General features: G+C 71.3%; 21 protein-coding genes. 15 read left to right on the forward strand and 6 right to left on the reverse strand.

Annotation, left to right across the window (positions count from 1 at the left end; all coding sequences use genetic code 11):
• Positions 1–5: 5 nt before the first annotated feature.
• Genes JOD64_RS13840 through JOD64_RS13855 form a run of 4 tightly spaced genes read left to right on the forward strand, consistent with a single transcriptional unit; the run spans position 6 to position 3,113 of the window.
• Complete coding sequence (locus tag JOD64_RS13840) at positions 6–341, forward strand: rhodanese-like domain-containing protein (RefSeq protein ID WP_110564760.1); 336 nt, start codon at positions 6–8, stop codon at positions 339–341.
• 10 nt (positions 342–351) lie between these two features.
• Entirely contained in the window at positions 352–1,140 is a 789-nt protein-coding gene (locus JOD64_RS13845; RefSeq protein ID WP_204942609.1) for a glycerophosphodiester phosphodiesterase, read from the forward strand.
• 46 nt (positions 1,141–1,186) lie between these two features.
• Entirely contained in the window at positions 1,187–2,641 is a 1,455-nt protein-coding gene (locus tag JOD64_RS13850) for a PAS domain-containing sensor histidine kinase (RefSeq protein ID WP_204942610.1), read from the forward strand.
• 55 nt (positions 2,642–2,696) lie between these two features.
• A complete protein-coding gene (locus tag JOD64_RS13855) occupies positions 2,697–3,113 on the forward strand; it encodes an ATP-binding protein (protein WP_307813933.1) in 417 nt (138 codons plus the stop codon).
• Between the two features lie 42 nt (positions 3,114–3,155).
• Here JOD64_RS13855 and JOD64_RS13860 read toward each other — a convergent pair whose 3' ends face one another.
• Complete coding sequence (locus tag JOD64_RS13860) at positions 3,156–3,800, reverse strand: hypothetical protein (protein ID WP_204942612.1); 645 nt, start codon at positions 3,798–3,800, stop codon at positions 3,156–3,158.
• A gap of 158 nt (positions 3,801–3,958) precedes the next feature.
• On the opposite strand from JOD64_RS13860, the gene JOD64_RS13865 reads away from it, so the two are divergent.
• Positions 3,959–4,846, forward strand: a complete 888-nt coding sequence (locus JOD64_RS13865) for a DUF5926 family protein (RefSeq protein ID WP_204942613.1) — start codon at positions 3,959–3,961, stop codon at positions 4,844–4,846.
• Between the two features lie 2 nt (positions 4,847–4,848).
• On the opposite strand, the gene JOD64_RS13870 is transcribed toward JOD64_RS13865, so the two are convergent.
• A complete protein-coding gene (locus JOD64_RS13870; RefSeq protein ID WP_204942614.1) occupies positions 4,849–6,090 on the reverse strand; it encodes an arginine deiminase in 1,242 nt (413 codons plus the stop codon).
• Between the two features lie 163 nt (positions 6,091–6,253).
• On the opposite strand from JOD64_RS13870, the gene JOD64_RS13875 reads away from it, so the two are divergent.
• The 5 genes from JOD64_RS13875 to pheA all read left to right on the forward strand — a co-directional run bounded on the left by JOD64_RS13875 (position 6,254) and on the right by pheA (position 9,750).
• Positions 6,254–6,991 (forward strand): hypothetical protein, encoded by a 738-nt coding sequence (locus tag JOD64_RS13875; protein ID WP_204942615.1) that lies wholly within the window; start codon positions 6,254–6,256, stop codon positions 6,989–6,991.
• A gap of 169 nt (positions 6,992–7,160) precedes the next feature.
• Positions 7,161–7,619 (forward strand): hypothetical protein, encoded by a 459-nt coding sequence (locus tag JOD64_RS13880; RefSeq protein ID WP_204942616.1) that lies wholly within the window; start codon positions 7,161–7,163, stop codon positions 7,617–7,619.
• Positions 7,620–7,685: 66 nt separating this feature from the next.
• Entirely contained in the window at positions 7,686–8,075 is a 390-nt protein-coding gene (locus JOD64_RS13885) for an ACT domain-containing protein (protein ID WP_204942617.1), read from the forward strand.
• Between the two features lie 84 nt (positions 8,076–8,159).
• On the forward strand, positions 8,160–8,783 hold the full coding sequence (locus JOD64_RS13890; protein ID WP_372434138.1) for a hypothetical protein: 624 nt from the start codon (positions 8,160–8,162) through the stop codon (positions 8,781–8,783).
• 10 nt (positions 8,784–8,793) lie between these two features.
• Positions 8,794–9,750: a prephenate dehydratase gene (gene pheA, locus JOD64_RS13895; RefSeq protein WP_204942618.1), complete on the forward strand. Its 957-nt coding sequence runs from the start codon at positions 8,794–8,796 to the stop codon at positions 9,748–9,750.
• Between the two features lie 46 nt (positions 9,751–9,796).
• Here the strand turns inward: pheA and JOD64_RS13900 are convergent, their stop codons facing one another.
• From JOD64_RS13900 to JOD64_RS13910, 3 genes are all read right to left on the reverse strand, one after another.
• Positions 9,797–10,519 (reverse strand): AIM24 family protein, encoded by a 723-nt coding sequence (locus JOD64_RS13900; RefSeq protein WP_204942619.1) that lies wholly within the window; start codon positions 10,517–10,519, stop codon positions 9,797–9,799.
• Positions 10,520–10,636: 117 nt separating this feature from the next.
• Positions 10,637–10,984 carry a metallopeptidase family protein gene (locus tag JOD64_RS13905; protein ID WP_204946054.1) on the reverse strand — a complete coding sequence of 116 codons (348 nt, stop codon included), beginning with the start codon at positions 10,982–10,984 and terminating at the stop codon, positions 10,637–10,639.
• A gap of 180 nt (positions 10,985–11,164) precedes the next feature.
• The gene (locus JOD64_RS13910; protein ID WP_204942620.1) at positions 11,165–11,596 is read right to left on the reverse strand and encodes an OsmC family protein; all 432 of its coding nucleotides are present in this window, start codon (positions 11,594–11,596) and stop codon (positions 11,165–11,167) included.
• A 131-nt stretch (positions 11,597–11,727) separates the two neighbouring features.
• Between JOD64_RS13910 and JOD64_RS13915 the strand changes: the two genes are divergently transcribed.
• The 3 genes from JOD64_RS13915 (at position 11,728) to JOD64_RS13925 (ending at position 14,364) form a co-directional block, all read left to right on the forward strand.
• Positions 11,728–12,465: a hypothetical protein gene (locus JOD64_RS13915; RefSeq protein WP_204942621.1), complete on the forward strand. Its 738-nt coding sequence runs from the start codon at positions 11,728–11,730 to the stop codon at positions 12,463–12,465.
• A gap of 265 nt (positions 12,466–12,730) precedes the next feature.
• The gene (locus JOD64_RS13920; protein ID WP_204942622.1) at positions 12,731–13,552 is read left to right on the forward strand and encodes an HAD family hydrolase; all 822 of its coding nucleotides are present in this window, start codon (positions 12,731–12,733) and stop codon (positions 13,550–13,552) included.
• Positions 13,552–14,364 (forward strand): Cof-type HAD-IIB family hydrolase, encoded by an 813-nt coding sequence (locus tag JOD64_RS13925; protein WP_204942623.1) that lies wholly within the window; start codon positions 13,552–13,554, stop codon positions 14,362–14,364. Before JOD64_RS13920 ends, JOD64_RS13925 begins: the two co-directional genes overlap by 1 nt.
• Positions 14,365–14,366: 2 nt before the next feature.
• On the opposite strand, the gene JOD64_RS13930 is transcribed toward JOD64_RS13925, so the two are convergent.
• Complete coding sequence (locus JOD64_RS13930; protein ID WP_204942624.1) at positions 14,367–14,969, reverse strand: bacterial proteasome activator family protein; 603 nt, start codon at positions 14,967–14,969, stop codon at positions 14,367–14,369.
• 83 nt (positions 14,970–15,052) lie between these two features.
• On the opposite strand from JOD64_RS13930, the gene JOD64_RS13935 reads away from it, so the two are divergent.
• Both JOD64_RS13935 and JOD64_RS13940 read left to right on the forward strand, forming a co-directional pair.
• Positions 15,053–15,850: an alpha/beta hydrolase family protein gene (locus tag JOD64_RS13935; RefSeq protein WP_204942625.1), complete on the forward strand. Its 798-nt coding sequence runs from the start codon at positions 15,053–15,055 to the stop codon at positions 15,848–15,850.
• Positions 15,851–15,930: 80 nt separating this feature from the next.
• Positions 15,931–17,118 carry an ABC transporter substrate-binding protein gene (locus tag JOD64_RS13940; RefSeq protein ID WP_204942626.1) on the forward strand — a complete coding sequence of 396 codons (1,188 nt, stop codon included), beginning with the start codon at positions 15,931–15,933 and terminating at the stop codon, positions 17,116–17,118.
• Positions 17,119–17,194: the final 76 nt, after the last annotated feature.

The raw sequence follows: 17,194 nt of genomic DNA on the forward strand, positions 1-17,194 counted from the left end.
TTCCTGTGTTCGGACCCCAGGTTCCCACCGTGCCCGTGACCGAGATCGCCGACGAGACCTACCTGCTGGATGTGCGGGAGGACGACGAATGGGCGGCCGGCCACGCTCCCCATGCCCACCACCTGCCGATGATGGAGCTGCCGGCTCGGCTCGCGGAGGTGCCCACCGACCGGGACGTGGCGGTCGTCTGCCGCTCCGGGGGGCGTTCCGCCCAGGTCGTCGCCTACCTGATCAACAACGGCTGGGAGCAGGTGCGTAACGCCGACGGCGGGATGCGCCAGTGGGCTGCCGTCGGCCGACCGGTGGTCGACGCGAACGGGCAGCCCGGCCAGGTCATCTGAGGCGGCCGGGATGGCTGGACCACTGGTCTTCGCGCACCGCGGCGCCTCGTACGACCTTCCCGAGCACACCCTCGCCGCGTACCTGCGCGCTCTCGACGAGGGCGCCGACGGCCTGGAGTGCGACGTCCGGCTGACCCGGGACGGGCACCTGGTCTGCGTGCACGACCGACGACTCGACCGCACCAGCAACGGTCGCGGTCTGGTCAGCGCGCGTACGCTCGCCGAACTGGACGCGCTGGACTTCGGCTCGTGGCATCCGGGGAGCGCGCCGAGCGGGGACCTGCCGCCGGACGAGTCGCACACCCGGCTGCTGACCCTGGCCCGGCTGCTGGACGCGGTGCTTGCCGCCGGCCGGCCGGTCCGGCTGCTGGTGGAGACGAAACATCCGTCCCGCTATGGCTCGAACGTGGAACGGCGACTGGTCGGTCTGTTGCGTCGGTACGGGCTGGCCGATCCGGCGCCGGACGACCCCGTGCAGGTCACCGTCATGTCGTTCTCCCCGCTGGCGGTCCGCCGGGTACGCGAGCTCGCTCCGAAGCTGCCCACGGTGCTGTTGCTGGAGGTGTTGCCGCCCTGGCTGCGGCTGGGTCGGCTGCCGTTCGGCACCCGTATCGCGGCACCGGGCATCGGCCTGGTCCGGGCCCGTCCGAAACTGCTGCCCGCACTTCGCATGGCCGGCAACCAGGTGTACGTCTGGACGGTCAACGAACCGACCGACCTGGAGCTGGTGCTGGCCGCGGGCGCGGACGGGATCATCACTGATCGGCCGGCGTACGCCCTCGCCCGGCTGGACCGCTGACCCGGCAGGGGTGCCCAAATCCGCAGCGGCGGGGCAGACTCGGCACATGCTGGAGCGTATCGATTTTCCCGCTCTCCTCGCTGGCCACTCCATCGTGATCGAGATGATCAACTCGGGGGAAGCGGGCCTTCCGGTCCTCACCCAGCTGCTCCGAGTGGCTCAGCCAGCCCTCGGCGCGACAGGTATGGCGTTCGTCGAGTTCGGTCCGACCGGCGGTCGCGTGATCGCCGCGACCGGCGCGGCGGAGTGGGCCCTCGGCCGTCCACTGGCCGCCGACGACCCGGACACCGTCTGCCTGCTCGCCGGGCCACGCGTGCAACAGGTGCGGGTGGGCCACCTCAACGGCAAGTTGGCCAGCGAGCTGGCCGGCAGTGGCCTGCGCCAGATGGTGGTCTCCCGGGCCGAGATCGGCGGCCACACGGTCGGCAGTTTGCACGCCCTCTATTCGAGCGATGAGGAGCCGGGCGCCGAACGGCAGGGGGTGGTCGCCTACCTAGCGTCCTGCGTCGGGCACATGTACGGCGACCAGACCGGCCTGCCCGTACACGGCGACGGCCCGGTGGTGGCGGCACTCGCCGACGGGCTGGCCGTCGTCGACCGCGACGGGCACGTCCGACTGTGGAACCCGGCAGCCGCCCAGGTCACCGGCCGGCCGGTCGAGCAGGCGCTGAGCCGCCCACTGCCGTTTCCACTGCCACCCTCCGGTCAGGTTCGAGACCACCGGATGCCGGACGGTCGCTGGCTGCGGATCACCTCCGGTGACCTACCCGGCCCGGGCACACTGCGGGTGGTCACCTTCCGCGACATCACCGACCAGCAGCGCCGCGACCACGACCGGGAGCTGTTCGTCGCGGTGACCAGCCACGAGCTGCGCACCCCGGTCACGGTGATCAAGGGGTACGCGGACACCCTCACCGACCATTGGGAGTCGCTGACCGAGGCCGACCGGCGGCAGGCTGCCCGGGTGATCGGGCAACGTGCCAACGAGTTGGCCCGGCTGGTCGACCGTCTCCTCAGCTCGGCGGCCGAGGCAGGGCCGGGGGACGAACCGCCCACCCTGTTCGACCTCGGCGACGCGCTGCGTTCCGCCGTCGCGGACCTGCCGGCGGAGTTGCGCCGCCGGCTGACGCTCCTCCTCCCGCCCGACCTGCCCAAGGCGCTCGGCCACCGGCCCAGCCTGACCACCGTGCTGACCGAGTTGACGACCAATGCCGGCAAGTACTCCGCTCCGGACACTCCGATCGAGATCACCGCCTCGGCCGACGGCCACCTGGTGGCGTTCCGGGTCAGCGACCGGGGCATCGGCATCCGTCCGGAGCACGTGGAGCGGGCGTTCGACCGGTTCTGGCAGGGCGAGTCCGGCGACCGGCGCGGCTACCCGGGGGCGGGGCTCGGCCTCTATCTCGTCCGCCGAATCGTTGAACAGCAGAATGGATGGGTATCCCTACGTCCGAGGACCGGCGGCGGTACGGTCGCAGAGGTGCGGCTACCGCGCGGTTGATCGAGGGTGACGCGACGTGGAGGCGACGGTGGCAGCGAGGGATCGGGCGTGGTGCGTGGTGGTTCCCCACCACCCGGCCGGGGCACGGCTGGCCCGGCACCGGCTCGCCGGTGAGTTGGCGGACGTCGTACCCCCGACGCTCTTGGCGGATCTGATCGCGGTGCTCGCGGAGCTGGTGGGCAACGCGGTGCGGCACGCCCGACCGCTGCCCGGCGGAGTGGTCCGGGTGGCCTGGCGGTTGCGATCCTCGGCGGAGGGCGCAGTGATCCAGTTGGGGGTCACCGACGGCGGCGCGAGCACCGGGCCCCGGCTCCGCACGGCCAGCGCCGACGCCGCGGACGGGCGAGGGCTGCACATCGTGGCGGGTCTGGCCACCCGCTGGGGCGTCGAGCGGGACGGCATGGGCCAGCGCGTCTGGGCCGAGTTCGACCCGGTGCCCACACACCGACCGGACCTGGTGCCAGCGGGCTGAGCGCGGCTCGGTCGGGCGGCTCCCGCCCACCAACGCGGCCGGTCAGTCGGTGTGGCCCTCCCCGCCGCTCTGCCCGGTGAGGTAGGCGTGCTGGTGCCCGAGGCCGGCGTCGACGTTGATCTGATCCAGTTGGTCCGCCGCCACCGACCAGGCGGCCGCGGCGGCGGTCCGGGACCGCTTCACGATCTCGATCAGGCCAGCGCGCTGCGCCTCCGGGCCGGCCTGCGCGGCGGCGAACAGGTCGACGGTGACGGCGAAATCGTTGACCGCGCCACGGAATCCGCCACGGGCCACATTGGTCGCCGTCGTCCCGGACGGGCTCTCGGCGTGTTTGGCGACGAGTTGCCTGATCGTCGTCTGCCAGCCCTGGACCGTGGCGGCGTCGGCAGGCTGACCCTTCTCCAGTGCCCCGTCGAACGCGGCCAGCAGGGTGTCGAGCGCCTTCTGCGAATCGCCGACGACGACGGTCAGCTCCTGAATCTGCTGCTTGTCGCGCACGGCCTCCTGGGCCCGCAACTCCTCGACCGCACGGGTGGTGCTGTCGGGACGGCCGATGAGGAAGCCGCCGAGGCCACCGGCGAGCACGGCCATGACGACGAGCACGATGACGACGGTCAGCGGCATCCGGCGGGTCTGCTCCGCCTGGGCCTGACGCACGTACGAGGGCTTCCCGGTCTTACGTGACACCGGCACTCCATGCGAATCCGTCAATAAAGGATCTGACCTTATTACGGGTACGCCCACACCTTCAAGGGCACCCGGCTCTGCCTGGTCCGCCCCTCCGCCGACTCGGTCCGCTCCAACCCCCGAAGACCCGACCCGGCACTGCACTAGGCTGTGACGCCGTGAGCAAGCGTCGAAAGAGCCAGCGCCCCGCCGCCGACACCGCCCCCCGCCGAGACAAGGTGCGGGACGTCTTCGTGCCGCGTCCGTTCGACGGGCTGGTCGACGAGCCCGAGTGGATCGCGTTGCGCGAGTTGGTGCCCGCCGCCTCCGCACCGCTGCGGTTGGCACCCGCCCTCGTCGAGGAGTTCGGGGACCGGCCGGCGACGCTCGCCACGGTGCTGCCGATGGCCGCCCCGGCGATCACGAAGCCGGACGGCCGGGTGCTCATCGGTCTCCAGCGCCACCAGCAGTCCGGTGATGTTTCCCGGGACCTGGCCGAGGCGCTGCTCAGCGCGCTGCGGACGGAGCCGGGTGGCCAGGTGGCCGTGCCGCCGTTGCCCGGCCCCGGCCCTCGCCTGCAGGACATCCTCGTCGACGGCCCGCTGGAGATCACCATGCATGAGGGGTTCGAGTTCTGGCTCGACCCCGGGGCCGCCGACGATCCGACCGTCCAGGCGTCGCTGGAGCGGGCGAACGCGGCCATCTACCCGACGGTGCGGCTGACCGCGGCGAAGGCCGCGTACTGGTGCCAGGTCCCGGAGAAGGCACACGTGCGCTGGGTGCTGCCGGACGACGAGGACGCCGCCCTGGACGCGCTGGCCCGCCTCGGCGCGGCCGGTTCGCTGACGCTCGGCGAGCAGACGAAGTTCGCCGGCATGTTCCGCGCGCACGGTCGGCTGGTGCCGGTCTGGGACCTGCCGGAGGAGACTCCGGCGTCCGAGTGGGAGGAGCCGGTGGCGCAGTTCGCCAAGCGGTACGCCGAAGCGCTCAGCTCCACCGACCCGCTCGACGCCGCCGGCCGGCGCTCCCGACAGGGTCTGCTCGGCCGCCAACTCACCCTTCGCTGACGTCAGGAAGGGTCCCCTGGTCCAGGGGGCCCTTCCGCACGGAGCGGGTCGCGGGTGATCGGGCAGGACATGCAGCGCGGCCCGCCGCGGCCGGAGCCCAACTCGGAGCCGGCGATCGGGATCACCTCGATCCCGGCTCGCTCCAGTTGGGCGTTGGTCTCGGTGTTGCGCTCGTAGCCGACGCAGAGCCGCGGCGCCAGTGCGAGGGTGTTGTTGCCGTCGTCCCACTGTTCGCGTTCCGCGGTGACCGGGTCCAGCCCGGTGTCGATGACCCGGAGCAGGTCCAGGTCCATCGCGTCGGCGGCGGCTCGCAGGAACGGCGCGGGTCCGTCCACGCGCGGGTCCTCGCCGTCCGCGCCGGCGATCACCGTGTACGCGGACAGCGTGCTCGCGATGTTGGGGTACATCAGTACGGCGTCGACGTCGACCATCGTGCAGACCGTGTCGAGGTGCATGGTGGCGCGCTCCTGGGCGATCGGCACCACCAGGATGGTGTGGGCCAGGCCGGCGGCGAAGACCTGCCGGCCGAGGCGTTCGGCACCGGCCGGCGTCGTCCGCTCGCCCACCCCGACCGCCAGCACCCCGGGTGCGAGCAGCAGCACGTCCCCGCCCTCCAGGTGCTCAAGGTCGGGGCGGTAGACGAACTCGGTGCCGGCGAAGCGTGGGTGGTGGCGGTAGATGGCGTCGGTCAGGGTGGTCTCGCGGCTGCGGGCCGGCATGGCCAGGCTGGTGACACCGACCCGATCGCCGATCCAGAGCGACGAGTCGCGGGTGAACAGCAGGTTGGGCAGCGGGTCGATGACGAAGTCGTGACGGTCCATCAGTGTGTAGACCAGCCCACCCGGCCGCTCTGAGCTGATCCGCAACTCCTCGTGGGCCAGCCCGGCGGTGAGCACGTCGGCGAGGGCGGCCGGGTCCAGGTAGGAGAGGTGGTCGGCGACGCGGGCCCGCAGGGTGTCACCGAGCCGCCGGGAGCGCAGCACCTCCTCGGTGAGCTCGGCACGGGCGTCCGCGACGGCCAGCGTCTCGGTCAGCAGGGTGGCCAGGTAGAGCACCTCGACCCCACGCTCGCGCAGGGCGGCGGCGAACGCGTCGTGCTCCTCCTGGGCGCGTCCCACCCAGGGGATCGCGTCGAACAGGAGCGAGTCGTTGTTGCGTGGGGTGAGCCGGGCCAGTTCGGGCCCGGGCCGGTGCAGCAGTACGGTGCCGAGCCGGCCGACTTCGCTGTCGACGTAGTGGGTCACTACCGCAGCGTAGGGCAGGGTTTGGCGGCATCCGAGAAAAGAACTGTGGATGAATATGGCATTCATCCGCACTCACTCTGGCGCTCCGGCTTGCCGAACACCGGTAGTAGCAACGTAGGGTAGTGAGGACATAACTTCGAGGGACCTTTTGCCGGAGGTCGCGATGACTGTCTTTCCCGCACGACGAGCCGTACCGTCCGCTCGGGCACTGCCGCCCGTCGCGGTGCCACACCCCCGCGTCGAGTCGCCGGGGGTTCTCGAACCGGCCCGTCCGACACCGCTCGAATGGGCCCGTCGCCGTCGAGCCGAACGGGGTGCGCGCCGCCTGGAGGCGGCCGGGGCGCGGGCGCTTGGTCAACTCGACCACCTCGGGCCCGCCTGGCACGTCATCGAGTGGCCACGCACCGACGTGACCGACGTCCTCGACCGCGGTCAGGACGACCGCGCCGGGTTCCTCGCCATCGGGCCGAGCGGCCTCTTCGCCGTGACCATCGCCGACCACGGCCGGGCGAGGGTGCTCGTCGCCGGGGACGTCGTGCAGATCAACGGCAAGCGTCCACCGTACGTGGCCGAGTCCCGCCGGGACGCCAAGCGGGCCAGCAAGGCCCTCTCCGACGCGGTGGGGTTGACCGTTCCGGTGACGCCGGTGCTGACCTTCGTCGGCTCCGGCGTGATCAGCGTCTACGGCCTTCCAAAGGACTGCCTGATGGCCACCCATCGGGAGTTGGACCGGCTCCTCGTGGCTGGCGGCAGCCGGATCAGCCCGGCTACCGCCGAGAAGCTTTCCCGGGTTGCGCAGCACCCCGGGACCTGGCTGAACGGCACGTACCGTCCAACAGCCGACTACCGGTGGTATGACGAGGGCCGAACGGCCGCTGACAAGCCGGCTCACCGCCGGTAACGTCACCAGCGACGCCACGCGGCTCCGGTCCCCCCGTCCACCTCACCGGTTCTCGCGCCGTCACTGGCCGCCCCCCTTCAGGCTGCGCGGCTCGGTGACCCGGTGCGCTCGGTGATTCCGTCGGCGACCCGCTAGCGTGGACAGTCGATCGGTGCACATAGGAGGCGCGGTGGCCCACGTCGAACTTTCGCTCTCGGAAGCGTTCGTGCCGGCGGCACGGGCTTCGACAGAGCCGGAGTCCGACAATGTCGGCCAATGGTCCTCGACGGTGTCCCGAGCCGATGAGCCCTGCGTCCTGATCGATGCCGACACCAGGGTGGTGGCGATCTCCACGGCCGGCTGCGAGTTGCTCTGCCTGGGCGAGCCGGACGGCCTGATCGGGCGACCGCTGCTCGACGGAGGGTTACGCCTCCTCGACTTCACCGCCAACCGGGGCGAGTTGACCGAGGCCGAGATCGACAAGATTCCGCCCCTACTGGCGCTCTCTTCCGGCCGACTCGCCCGCGGGCTACTCCGTGTGCAGGCCGCCTCGGCGAACAGCTCCGACGCGACCGTCGACGCGATCTCCACCCCGGTGCTCACCGACGGCACCGTCGCCGGTTCGCTCACTTTCTTCTCCGAGGTCTGACCTGCGGCAGAGCCGCACTCGGCGTTGCTGGGGTGGGCTCACCCGCGCAGGCCGTAAGGTGCCCTCATGCTCGATATCGCGCTGCTGCCAGGGGAATACGCTGTGTGGCGGCTGGCCGCTGGCGCCGCCCTGCCGTACGCACTGTCGAGCGGGCTGCGGGGCACCGACGTGGTGACGGTGAGCTGGACCTCCGACGGGATCTCCGTGATCTGTCCGGCGGACCGGGCCCCGGCGCAGGCCGTGGTGGAGACCGTTTGGCGCTGTCTGCGGGTCACCGCCCCGGTGGAACTGGCCGGCACCGGCAGCCTGGCCGCACTCGTCGACCCGCTCGCCGAGGCACGGGTCAGCGTGGTCGCGTTCTCCACCTTCGACACCGACTATCTGCTGGTCCCGGCCGTCCGGCTGGCCGAGGGCACGGCCGCGCTGCAGCGCGCCGGGCATCGCGTCACCGGCTGACCTTCACCCGATCGGCCGCTCACCCTACGATGGGCTCGGCCATCCCGGCCGCGAAGAATTCTCCGGTGTCCCGAGGATCGACCCGTGCCGTTCACCCCACCCCGCCCCGCGTCTTCCCCCGCGCGGGCGACGGTCGTCCACATCCCACCGGTGACCCGCGACCGGGCGGCTGACCGCGTTTCTGCGCGGACCGCGCTCCTGCCGGTTGCGCTCGCGACGCTCACCGTCGCCGCGATGGCCGGCTGTGGCGCCCCACCCGAGTTGCGGGAGCCGTCTGCCGCGCCCACCCGCACCGCGGCCCCGACGACACCCGGCGTGAGCACCACACCCGCCACCCCACCGGCCACCGCACCGTCACTCGGTGGGGCCACACCCACTCCGGACGCCGGCCTGGTCGCGACGGCCTGCCGGAACGGGCCGACCGCGGAGCGGGTGGTGCAACTGCTGCGCGGCCGGGCAGGGGTGCTTCCGGCCAACGTCCGGGTCCAGGTCCACACCGGGCCGCTCTGCGCCGCCGACTGGCAGTTCACCCTTGTGGAGGTGACCGGGCACGAGGAACTCCAGGTGGTCACCCGGGGCCAGCCCACCGCACCGGCGCTGGTCACCGCCGGCACCGACGTCTGCACCATCGAGGTACGCGCCACCGCCCCGGCCGGGATTCGAACCCTCGCCTGCGACGCGGGTCCGGTCACCCGGCCGAGTGCGTAGGCTGACCGGCATGCCGGGAACACCGCCGACACGCTTCGTCTACCTCGGGCCGGAGGGCACCTTCTCCGAGCAGGCACTGCGCTCCGTCCCCGCCGCCGAACGCGGCGCCCTCACCCCTGCCCGCAGCGTCGGGGAGGCACTGGACAGCGTCCGCGTCGGCGATGCCGACGCCGCGCTGGTGCCGCTGGAAAACTCGATCGGCGGCGCGGTGGGCGTGACGCTGGACGAGATGGCCGAGGGCGACCCGCTGGTGATCACCCGGGAGGTGATCCTGCCGGTGGAGTTCGTGCTCGGCGCCCGACCCGACACTGCGCTGACCTCGATCCGCACCGTGGCGGCCCATCCGCAGGCGTCCACCCAGTGCCGAGGTTGGCTGCGTGACCATCTGCCCGACGCCGTGGTGGTCGATGTGCTCTCCAACGGCGCGGCCGCGGCCGGTGCCGGTTCCGGCGAGTACGACGCCGCGATCTGCGCGCCGATCGGGGCGGCCCGACACCGGCTCGCGACACTCGCGGAGAAGATCGCCGATCACCCGGACGCGGTGACCCGGTTCGTGTTGGTGTCCCGCCCCGGGCCGCCCCCGCCGTCGACCGGCGACGATCTGACCTCACTCGCGGTCTACATCGCGCACGACCGCGTTGGAGCGCTGCTGTCCGTGCTGATGGAGTTGGCCGTCCGTGGGGTCAACCTGACCCGGATCGAGTCCCGCCCGACCGGCGAGGCGCTGGGCCGGTATGTCTTCTTCCTGGACTGCACCGGGCACGTGGCCGACGTACGGCTGGGTGAGGCGTTGCAGGGGCTGCGCCGGGTCTGCGCCGACGTCCGTTTCCTGGGCTCGTACCCCCGACACCGGTGGGCCGAGGCGGCGGGCGAGCGGCCGGTGCCCGCGCCAGCGGGCCTCTCCGACGCCGACTACGTCGACGCGGCGGCCTGGCTGGCCCGACTGCGCACGGGTGAGTTGACCTGACCGGGCAGGGCGCCCCCACAGACCGGGAGCGCCCGCACCGAGGTGGTCAGCTCAGCAGACCGCCGAGCAGACCGCCCTCCTGCTGCTGCTGGCCACTGCCCATGACCGGCGGCTCCTCGGACGGCTGCACCACCACGAACCCCTGGCCGGCGAAGCTCATCGTGAACGACTCACCGGTCCGCCGACCCAGCAGCGTGCCGAGGCCCATCTGCTCGGCCCGGTGGTAGCCGGTCTGGAGGTTGGCCGACCAGCAGACCGCGGCCTGCGGGTCGACGTACGTCGGCGCGTCCACGTTGAGCACGACCGGGGTGCCCTTGGTGGTGATGGCGATCCGTCCGTGGCCACTGAAGACACAGTTGAACAGGCCGGACGAGGAGGCCATCCCGGCACCGCCGACCATCCTGATGTCGTACTGGAGGGTCGAGTCGAAGGCGAGCACGCTGGAGCCGTTGATGGAGAGCGCGTCACCCGGCTCCAGGTCGATGATGTGCACGTCCTTGGCCAACTCGGCGAGGAAGACGTCACCATGGCCGGAGACCTTCATCAGCGGGACACCCTCGCCGGTGAGCTTCTGCTTGAGGAACTTGCCGAGCCCGCCCGAACCCAGCGCCTGGAACTGCACATTCCCCTGGTAGGCGACCATCGACCCGACCCGGGCCATCGCCTCGCCGTTGAGCTCGATCTTCAACATCTTGGAGTTTTGCAGCCGCATGCCGGGCTGCGCGGACTCCTTCTCCAGGTTCTCCGAGGAGAACAGCTCACTGCGCATGAAAGGGTGCCTCCTGACAGGGTTTGCGGTCGCTGCACCGACGGTAGGCGACCAGGGCAACCACGGGCCATCGGCCGAGGGGCGTGCCGTGCTCTGACCGGCGGCTGCCGGTGGGGCTCAGCCCCAGCCCAGCGAGTGCAGCCGCTCGTCGTCGATGCCGAAGTGGTGGGCGATCTCGTGCACGACGGTCACCGCCACCTCATCGATGACATCGTCGTCGTTGTTGCAGATCCGCAGGATCGGGTGTCGGTAGATGAAGATCCGGTCCGGCAGCACGCCCGAGTAGTCCCAGCCGCGGGCGGTGAGCGCGTGGCCTTCGTAGAGGCCGAGCAGGTCGGGCTCGCCCTGCGGCGGGTCATCCTCGACGAGGATCACCACGTTGCTCATCAGGCCGAGCAGTTCCTCGGGCACCTCGTCGAGGGCATCGGCGACCAGCTCCTCGAAGCGCTCGCGGGTCATCTCCACCGGCACCTCACCCATTCTGCCCGATGCCGGATCGGTTGGCCCGGTCGCAGCGTGCGGCCGACCGGATCCAGGCCCGGTCGCGGTGTGCCGTCGAGCGGACCCGCGGGTTCACGGAGAGAGTGACCGCCCTGGGTCGGGCGGAGACTCTGTCCGTGAACGAGCGGTTGTGGGTCGACCGGCTCAGGAAGCCAGGCGCGCGCTGAGGGTGATCTCGGCGCCCGGCGAGAGCAGGCGGGAGATCGGGCAGTTGGCCTTGGCGGCCTCGGCGAGCTTCTGGAACTCGGCGTCGTCGATCCCGGGGACCTGGCCGACGGTCTCCAGGTCGATCCGGGTCACGGTCATCCCGGCGTCGGTCTTGTCCAGGTGGACCTTGGCGGTGGTCTCGACCGAGGTGGCCGTCGAGCCGGCGTCGGCGAGCGCCTTCGAGAACGCCATCGAGAAGCAGCCAGCGTGCGCGGCGGCGATCAGCTCCTCGGGGTTGGTGCCCTCGCCCTCCTCGAAGCGCGACTTGAAGGAGTAGGTGCCCGACAGGCCGCCCTTACCGGTGCGGACCGTGCCGGCGCCCTCGGTGAGATTGCCCTGCCATTGTGCTGAAGCGGTACGGATAGGCATGAGGAGAACGCTAGCGGAAAGGTGACCGCCGAGCGACCGACCGGCACGGACGCGAGCCCTGCGATCCCTGTCACTACCAGTTGGCTGTGCCATGATGCGAACCAGGTCCGTGACCGGCGGAGGGATGGCCGATGTCCGACGAGCTTCCAGTCCCACGGCAGAGCGACCGGTCGGAGGGGCCGGCCGTGATCGAGTGGGGTGCGGTCGACCCGGCTCCGCGGCGCCGCTTCGGCATGTCTCTGGCCGGTTTCACACAGGACCCTCGGCTGCCCCTGCTGCTCGCCGGTCTGGGCGCGGTGGCCGGGGTCGCCTCGCTGGTCGGTGAATGGCTGGTGATGAACCTGCCGAACGACGGGCCTGACGGGGAGGGCACGATCGAGGTGCCCGCCAGGGTGTCCGACGTCGGGGGCTTCGGGGTCGCCTACCTGGTCGGGCTGCTCGGCCTCGTCTGCATCGTGTCGCTGGCGCTGCGGGGCACGGCGGCCGTGCGGCCGAACGCCCGGCTGGCCGGTCTCACGCTGGCCGGCACCCTGTTGGGGCTGCTGATCGCCGCCGCGGCCACCCTCGACGACCCCGGTCAGCGAAACTTCTTCTACTCGCCTCAGGACGGCTTCCGGACCGAATACGGTCGCGGTCTGGTGATGGCGTTCGCCGCCTGTGTGCTGTTCGGCGCGGCGCTTTGGCTGGCTCCGGCCGCGCTACCCGCCGCACTGGGCGGCCTACCGGAGGACGAACGGTCCGGCGATGTGCCAGCGCCCAGGTGGCGGCGCCGGCACCGAGACCGGGTCCAGGAGGACGGCCTGCCCGCACCAGCCGACCTGACCGTCACCCCGGCCGCCCCGTTCGCCCGCCCCGAAAACCCCACCTGAACGCCCACCCCGCCCTCTCCGCTCCGCCGATCTTGCACTTGCTGTCCCAACAAAAGGCGCATTTCACGCATCAGGGCGACCGAAAGTGCAAGATCACGCGAAGGGTTGGGGGGACACCACACGGGCACCGCTCGTTGGCGCCCGATTCGCCTGGAAGCCATGGATGCGACCCGTTCCGCGAGGTACGGTTGCTGCCCGCCGTCACGCCGGGGCCTCGGTTTCCTTGGCCGTGGCAGGTACGACGGCGGCGGGCGAAGGAGGAACGATGACCCGCCCGGGACTACCCAAGCTGATCGCGACCGACCTCGACGGGACGCTGGTCCGCAGCGATGACACCGTCTCCGCGTACACCCATGGGGTGCTCGACCGGGTGCGGGCCGCCGGAATTCCGGTGGTCGGCGCGACCGGTCGCGGCCCTCGGCTGACCGAGTTGACCCGCAACGACATCCGCGCCGCCGATTTCCTGGTGATGGCCGGCGGCGGACGGGTGGTGGACCAGAGCGACCCGACCGGTCCGCTGGTGCTGCGCGACGAGCGGCTGCCCGCCGAGGTGCTGGCCGGGCTGCTGGCGGACCTGGAGGCCGAGGTCGGCCCGCTGACCGTGATGGTGGAGGCGTCCGACGAGCACGACGCCCCGCTCTGGGGCGACTACCACGAGAGCTGGCCCTACCAGGACCGGTTCGAGGCGCGCAGCCGCGCGGAGTGCCTCTCCTGCGACGTGATCAAGGCGTTCGCCCGGACCGCCGACCACCACGTGGACGAGCTGCTGGCGGTGGCCCGCCGGATCGTCCCGCCGCAGGTCGCCACCCTCACCCAGGCCGGGCTCGGCTTCATCGAGATCTGCCCGCCGGGTGTGGACAAGGCAACCGGACTGGCAGTGGTGGCGCAGAGCCTCGGGGTGGACCCGGCCGACGTTCTGGTCTTCGGTGACATGCCCAACGACCTGCCGATGTTCGAGTGGGCCGGCTGGTCCCGGGTGGCGGTGGCCAACGCGCACCCCACCCTGCGGGCCGCCGCCGACGAGGTGACCCTGCGCAACGACGACGACGGGGTGGCGGTGTACCTAAACCGGCTACTGTCCCGGTGATGCAAGAGACACCCCGCCTGATCGCCACCGACATCGACGGCAGGCTGATCCGCGACGACCACACCGTCAGCCCACGCACCGCCGACGTGCTCGCGCGGATCTCCGCGCGAGGCACGCCGGTCGTCCTCGTCACCGGCCGTCCGGTCCGCTGGCTCAAGATGGTGTACGACCAGCTCGCCCAGCCGCTGCCGGCGGTCTGCGCCAACGGGGCCGTGGTCTACGACCCGTTCTCCGATGAGGTGCTGCGGGCCGACCCGCTCGCGCCGCACCACCTGGCCGAGGTGGCCCGGAGGTTGCGCGCCGAGGTGCCCGACATCAGCTTCGCCGTGGAGATCCTGGACAGCCGGGAGATGCGGCACGAGGCGCACTACCCGCTGCGCTGGGACGTCGACCCCGACGGCATCCGGCCGATCGAGACGCCGGAGGAGTTGCTGTCGGTGCCGGCGGTGAAGCTGCTCGCGCGGGCCGGCGAGCAGGACCCGGATGCGTTCGTCGAGCTGATCTCCGCAGCGGTGGCGGGGCTGGCCGAGGCCACCCACTCGTCCTCCTCCGGCCTGGTGGAGATCTCGGCGGCCGGGGTGACCAAAGCGGCTGGGTTGGCCTGGTACTGCGACCGGCTCGGGGTCAGCGCGGCGGACGTGCTGGCCTTCGGCGACATGCCCAACGACGTGCCGATGCTGAGCTGGGCCGGGCGCGGTGTGGCGGTCGCCAACGCGCACCCCGCCGTCCTGGCGGTCGCCGACGAGGTGACGACGACGAACTCCGAGGACGGCGTGGCGGCGTACCTGGAGAAGGTTTTCGGGGTGGACTGAGGTCAGAGGTACTGACCGGTGTTGTGGCCCTCGCCACCGCCCGGCTGGCCGATGCCCGGCATTCCGGGCGCCATCCCGCCGGGGCCGCTGGGCAGCGCCTGCCGGCCACCGCGCATCTGCTCCAGCTGCACCCGTGCCGCCATCTGCTGGGCCACCAGGGCCGCCTGGATGCCGTGGAACAGGCCCTCCAGCCAACCGACGAGCTGGGCGTGCGCGATCCGCAACTCGCTCTCGCTGGGGGCCTTGTCCTCGGCGAAGGGCAGCGAGATGCGCTCCAGCTCGTCGCGCAGCTCGGGGGCAAGGCCCTCCTTGAGCTCGACGATCGACCGCTCGTGGATCTCCCGCATCCGGTTACGGCTGGCGTCGTCGAGGGGTGCGGCCTTCACCTCCTCCAGCAGCTGCTTGATCATGCTGCCGATCCGCATCACCTTGGCCGGCTGTTCGACCAGGCGGGTCGGGTCCTCACCCTGGCCCTCGTCGGTCTGCATCGTCCCGATCGGCCGGCCGTCCGGGCCGACCACCACAACCGTGCCGGGGTGGCCGGAGTCGTCAGGGCCGTGCTCGTCGGTCTGTCCAGCTGAGCGCGCTTCGGTCATGAGGTCCATTTTTACTCAGCGGGCTCGACCCGTGGCGTCCGGGACCGACTACCGGGGCCGAAACACCCGGGCGGGCGCGCTACCGTCGCGCCATGTCTGCCGACCCGCGCGCCGTGTTGACCCGGCCCGCACCGGAGCCCGACCGGACCGTCGCGTACGGCGACCACCCGGATCAGGTGGCCGATCTGCGGCTCCCGGCGGGCACTGGCCCCGCGCGGCCACTGGTCGTCGTCCTGCACGGCGGTTTCTGGCGGGCCGAGTACGACCGGCGGCACACCGGCCCGCTGGCCGCCGCGCTCGCCGCGGCCGGCTACCCGGTGGCGCAGTTGGAATACCGGCGGACGGGTCAGCCGGGAGGTGGTTGGCCGGGCACGTTGACCGATGTGCTGACCGGGGTGGCCGAGCTGCCCGTGCTGGCCGCCGAGGCACTGCCCGGCCGGGTGACCCTGGCCCCGCCGATTCTGATCGGGCATTCCGCCGGGGGCCACCTGGCGCTGTATGTGGCGGCCACCGCCCCGACGACGGTGGGCGGAGTGCTCGCTCTGGCCCCGGTTGCGGACCTGGGCGAGGCGTACCGGCGGGATCTGGACTCGGGTGCGGTGGCCGCGTTGCTCGGTGGCGGTCCGGCCGAGGTCCCGGACCGGTACGCGGCAGCGGATCCACGCGAATTGGTGCCCATTCAGACACGGACCGTAGTTTTGCACGGCTCGGAGGACCAGCAGGTTCCGGCGGAGATGAGCCGGGACTTCGTCGCGGAGGCGACTGCCGCAGGTTCCGATATTTCCCTTGTTGAACTGCCCGGATGTGAGCATTTCGGGCTGATCGACCCGGAGTCTGCCGCGTGGCCCCGAGTCCTTGCTGTGTTGCGGTCGTTGCACGATGATCACTAGCCATTGACGCAGCGTCGCCGACCAGGTAGAACGCCGGAGGGGCGGTGTTCGGCCCTGCAACGCTCCTTGGAAGGAACTCGGTGTCACAGATGAATCGCAGACGAGCGCTCCAACTGTTGGCCGCGCTCGGTACCACCGGTTTCGTCGCCGGATGTGGCTCCGACACCGACCCCCAACCGACCACCAACCGGAGCCCGATCAAGATCGGGATGATCACGCCCCAGGCCGGTGGTTTCAAGAGCATCGGCGACGAGATCACCAACGGCTTCCAACTCTTCCTCGACCTGCACGACAAGCGGCTGGGCGGCCACCCGGTGGAGTTGCTGACCGCCGACGAGGGTGACACCGCGAAGACCGGCAAGGCAGCCGTCGACGGCCTGCTCAAGCAGGGCGTGCTGGCGCTCACCGGGGTGGTCAACTCAGCGGTGATGGTCGGCATCCGAGACACCGTGGAGCAGGCCCGGGTCCCGCTGATCGGCTCCAACGCCTCGCCGAGCAGCCTGCAGAGCGTCTTCTACATCTGGCGCACGTCGTACGTGCTGGATGAGGCCGGCCGGGCGCTGGGCGGCTACCTGCGTGACCAACTGCCGGCGAACGGCCGCGTGGCGATCATCATGCCGGAGAACGTCGGCAGCCCCGACGTGGTGCGCGGCTTCCGGCAGGCGTTCGGCGCGAGCGACCCGCGCATCGGTGACCCGGTGACCTACACCAACGCCACCGCCACCCCCGGCAAGACGACCTACTCCGCGGACATCAGCAAGGCACTGGCCAAGAAGCCCACGGCGGTCTTCTGCTTCTTCGCCGGGGCGGCCGCAGTGGAGTTCATCAAGCAGTTGCGGGAGAAGTTCTCCGGGCCGGTCTACGCACCCGGCTTCCTCACCGAGGGCACCGTGCTGGAGAACCTGAAGGAAAGCGCTCTGGGCATCCAGACCGCACTGAACTACTCGGCCGACCTGAACAACACGTCCAACCGGGTCTTCGCCTCGGCCTATCGGAAGAAGTACCAGATCACGCCCACCACCTACGCCATGGCGTCGTACGACGCGGCGCAGGTGCTCGACCAGGCGATCCAGCTTGCCGGCGGCTCGCCCAACCCGCAGCAGGTAAACCTGGCCCTCGGCAAGCTCGGTCAGATCGACAGCCCGCGCGGCATCTGGCAGTTCAACCAGCCGCGTACCCCGCAGCAGAAGTGGTACCTGCGGGAGGTGCAGCGCGATGGCCAGGTCATGTCGAACGTGCTGATCAACGAGCTGGCCACGCTGGGCTGAACGCCCACCGGAGCAACGTCAGGGGCCGGTCTCCCGAACGGGAGGCCGGCCCCTGACGTACGCGGCAGTCTCGGGG

This window comes from Micromonospora luteifusca, assembly GCF_016907275.1.
In the GTDB taxonomy this organism is placed as follows: Bacteria; Actinomycetota; Actinomycetes; order Mycobacteriales; family Micromonosporaceae; genus Micromonospora; species Micromonospora luteifusca.

Excerpts from the sequence above, each read along its gene's own strand:
- JOD64_RS13850 (WP_204942610.1), top strand. The coding sequence starts at position 1,187 with ATGCTGGAGCGTATCGATTTTCCCGCTCTCCTCGCTGGCCACTCCATC.
- JOD64_RS13910 (WP_204942620.1), bottom strand. The coding sequence starts at position 11,596 with ATGCCTATCCGTACCGCTTCAGCACAATGGCAGGGCAATCTCACCGAG.
- JOD64_RS13845 (WP_204942609.1), top strand. The coding sequence starts at position 352 with ATGGCTGGACCACTGGTCTTCGCGCACCGCGGCGCCTCGTACGACCTT.
- JOD64_RS13885 (WP_204942617.1), top strand. The coding sequence starts at position 7,686 with ATGCTCGATATCGCGCTGCTGCCAGGGGAATACGCTGTGTGGCGGCTG.
- JOD64_RS13875 (WP_204942615.1), top strand. The coding sequence starts at position 6,254 with ATGACTGTCTTTCCCGCACGACGAGCCGTACCGTCCGCTCGGGCACTG.
- JOD64_RS13920 (WP_204942622.1), top strand. The coding sequence starts at position 12,731 with ATGACCCGCCCGGGACTACCCAAGCTGATCGCGACCGACCTCGACGGG.
- JOD64_RS13925 (WP_204942623.1), top strand. The coding sequence starts at position 13,552 with ATGCAAGAGACACCCCGCCTGATCGCCACCGACATCGACGGCAGGCTG.
- JOD64_RS13915 (WP_204942621.1), top strand. The coding sequence starts at position 11,728 with ATGTCCGACGAGCTTCCAGTCCCACGGCAGAGCGACCGGTCGGAGGGG.
- JOD64_RS13930 (WP_204942624.1), bottom strand. The coding sequence starts at position 14,969 with ATGGACCTCATGACCGAAGCGCGCTCAGCTGGACAGACCGACGAGCAC.
- JOD64_RS13935 (WP_204942625.1), top strand. The coding sequence starts at position 15,053 with ATGTCTGCCGACCCGCGCGCCGTGTTGACCCGGCCCGCACCGGAGCCC.
- JOD64_RS13900 (WP_204942619.1), bottom strand. The coding sequence starts at position 10,519 with ATGCGCAGTGAGCTGTTCTCCTCGGAGAACCTGGAGAAGGAGTCCGCG.
- pheA (WP_204942618.1), top strand. The coding sequence starts at position 8,794 with ATGCCGGGAACACCGCCGACACGCTTCGTCTACCTCGGGCCGGAGGGC.